The sequence below is a fragment of the Aliterella sp. E5.1 genome, from assembly GCF_057473825.1.
In genome coordinates, this window is sequence record NZ_JBYCCV010000211.1 from 1 (window position 1) to 3136 (window position 3136).

Here is a 3136-nt window from a genome sequence, read left to right on the forward strand (position 1 = left end):
ATGTAAGATCCTCGTTAAGAACTTTGAGCGCACCTTGACCAATGCCACCACGAAGCTCAATCTCTGCTTCGTCAGGTTAATGATTAAGCGACTTGCCGCCTTTTAGAGATGTCAAATGGGTTCTATACAGCACAAAGAGCGATCGCATCACCATGGACATAACGAGCATCATGCAGATACTCCCCATCACGGACACGCGGGACAGGCTGGACATAGGGGACACTCAGGGCATCACGCACGATCCAGCAATTTTTAACCGTAATCGTGGAAGTCCCTACCCCGCTTCGCTGAGGGTAGGGATGGATAGCGAGGGGGTGACGATTCTATCTGTGATGATGTTATGCCTACGGCATAACGGGAGAGGAGATGGATGTTAGCGAAGCGGCGCGTTAGCGCGGAATCGCCAATCCATGTTACAATTAGTACATACCCAAAGCTCTAGTTGGGAGGGAGGATGTAGCCTTACGTAGTTGAACCGCTTGCAGAGCAGACAAAAAGGCTAGATACTGCACAGACCTTGAAAGGTAAATAACGTAACTTTTTATACAAGAGTTCTAAACCAAAAAAAACAAATATTTCTGCCTTCGGAAGGAGGGCAGCTGCTTGTGGAGGCTGAGTAAGACCATCATCGGGTTTAGTCCCGAACTCGCAAGAGTACCTAACATGGCATCGGCTGTTGAGACGGGAAACTCCGAGGACGAATAAAACCGTCTCTCTCTGTTGCGATTGGAAGCTCCAATCTCAGCGAAGCGGATTGGAGTGCTTCACGCGACGTTTCTTTATCTGTTTAGCCCTCACCATACCTATTCTTTATTTCTCCGCGCAACTGCAAGAGTGGGTGGGATACAAAGCGATCGCCTTTCTAGGTGCTAACTGGATTAGTCCCATTCTCAGTATCGTCATCTACTTCTATGGTGGCTGGGTGTTCCTACGCGGGACCTGGAGCGAACTGCATAGCAAAATAGGGATCATTAGAAAAGTTCTTCCGACCGCTCGTTTTGAGATCGTTGGATATAAGTTTGAACCGGAAGAAGTTGCCAACCTGAATTTCCATCTAACTCTAAAACTTGGTGATGATACTTTACTAAGCTGCTGCGATGACCCACACTAATAAACATAGTAGCGATCGCACTCAACTGCTGATAAAGGCGTTCCTCGTTTTTCAGATCCAATGCACTCGTGGCTTCATCTAGAATTGCATAATGGGGTTGGGTTAGCAGTAGCCGCGCAAATGCTAAACGCTGTTGTTCTCCTAAAGATAAAGCGTTAGCCCAGTCTAACTCGGCATCAAGTCCACCGAATCTATGGGATAGATCTGTTAAGTTCACTTGCTGCAAAACGCGATCGAGCCGCTCGTCTTCAATATCCTTGTCAGTGTGCGGATACAATAATTGAGCGCGCAAAGAACCTAAAATCATGTAGGGACGCTGGGGTAAAAATAGCATTTCCTCTGGTAGAGGACGCACGATTGAGCCTGTACCAGCATTCCATAGTCCCGCGATCGCCCGTAAAATTGAACTTTTACCAGCGCCACTCGGTCCTACAATTAGTAAACCTTCGCCTGGTTGCATCCTCAACGACAGATCTTTAACTAAATTCTGTTGGTAGTTTGGAGTAAAGAGGGTGAGATTTTTTGTTGCAATGTAAGAATCTATTTGTGTGTCGATTACAGTTGCATCGGGTTTCGCACCTGCATTTGGTGTTTCCAATACTTGTTTAAAAGCTGCTAAACGATTTATCCCAGCAGCAAAAGCACTAATGTCTTCAAACTGGGATACTACTATTGCTAACGCTCCTAACACTTGAGTAAATGCAAAATTAGCTTGAGCGATCGCCCCAAAGTCAATTCTACCTGCAAAGTAGAGTGGCGCTACAATCAGAGTAGGTAAAATCACCACAAAATAGTTAAATCCTGTAGTGAAAAAACCTAGATTTCGCTGCCATCTAATTAACAAACTAAAGTTCTGCAATGCCTCTTGAAAACGTTGCCTCACCTGAAATGATTCTTGCTGTTCTCCGCGATAAAAAGCAATTGATTCGGCATGATTGCGAACGTGGACTAAACCGTAGCGAAAGTCGGCTTCTCGTCTGAGTTGATTGAAGTTAAGTCCGACCAATCGCTTACCAAAGAAAACTGTAACGACAGTACCAAAAATTGCATAAGCAATCAAAACAACTGTCAGTGGAATAGAAATTGACCAAAGAATACCAGTAAATGCAATTAAATCGATAATTGAACTTAGCAAGAGTAATAGAAATGATAATGAGGTGCTGGTAAAAGAATTAATGTCTTGAGAAATTCGTTGGTCTGGGTTATCTATTTTTCGATCCCAATTGATTTGATAATAAGACCGCTGGTAAAAATATTTATCTAAAAAACTATCTGTCAGCCATCTTCGCCAGCGAAGTCCTAGCTTTTGTTGCATATAGCGATAAATTACTACAAGTGGCGTACCAACAACAAAAACGGCGGCATAGATAAATAAAAATCTCCAAAATGTAGGGACATCTTTATTAGCAAGTGCAGTTTGAAAAAAACGACCGACGTAGCTAATTAATACGTTGAGTCCGCTTACTAATAAGGACAAGAAAAGCAAGAGTGCAAGTAAGCTTCTTGCTTTCCATTTTTCTTGAGAAAACCAATAAGGTTTAGCAATTGCCCAAAATCGCTGCCATAATTGCCAATCTAGTTTTCGCTGTCTTCGCTCAACTTGAGTCACGATTTGTTCCTAGATATTGTTAACACTATATAAAAGCTAAATACTCACAGAAAAGCTTATATAGTTCAAATGTATAAACTAATTTAATAAGATTAATAAAAATATCAATTTTATTAACTTTGATTTAAAAGTAGCTCTAACTTATAACAAATTTGTATTAAACACATATAGGAGATATGAAAATTAACCCGATGCGATCGCTACACTGTTCGCATTTTTAAAGAAACTTTGCTTGGTGAGTGTCAAAAGTTTTTGGGTAGTGCGTCAAATAAACGTGGGATTGGTAGAGTAGAGGGGATCTCTCATCTGCAACTCGTCCATGCAATGCCCTTTGTGTGATCATTCTAAAGCCCATAAACACGGCAAGATGCCCAACGGACATCAACGCTATCTCTGTCCTGTTTGCCAACAGACGT

At 42.3% G+C, this 3136-nt stretch carries 2 protein-coding genes and 2 pseudogenes; 3 read left to right on the forward strand and 1 reads right to left on the reverse strand.

Annotated features, from left to right (window positions below):
* Together AC2VE5_RS25150 and AC2VE5_RS25155 are read left to right on the forward strand one after the other, a co-directional pair.
* A pseudogene (locus AC2VE5_RS25150) lies at nucleotides 1–106 on the forward strand (transposase); the annotation flags it as partial.
* A 651-nt stretch (nucleotides 107–757) separates the two neighbouring features.
* A pseudogene (locus AC2VE5_RS25155) lies at nucleotides 758–973 on the forward strand (heavy metal translocating P-type ATPase); the annotation flags it as partial.
* On the opposite strand, the gene AC2VE5_RS25160 reads toward AC2VE5_RS25155, so the two are convergent.
* A complete protein-coding gene (locus AC2VE5_RS25160) occupies nucleotides 972–2720 on the reverse strand; it encodes an ABC transporter ATP-binding protein/permease (RefSeq protein WP_486890327.1) in 1749 nt (582 codons plus the stop codon). The pseudogene AC2VE5_RS25155 and the gene AC2VE5_RS25160 sit on opposite strands and share 2 nt — an antisense overlap.
* Nucleotides 2721–3039: 319 nt before the next feature.
* Here AC2VE5_RS25160 and AC2VE5_RS25165 point away from each other — a divergent pair.
* A partial coding sequence (locus tag AC2VE5_RS25165; protein ID WP_486886923.1) for an IS1/IS1595 family N-terminal zinc-binding domain-containing protein occupies nucleotides 3040–3136 on the forward strand: 97 nt, incomplete at its 3' end.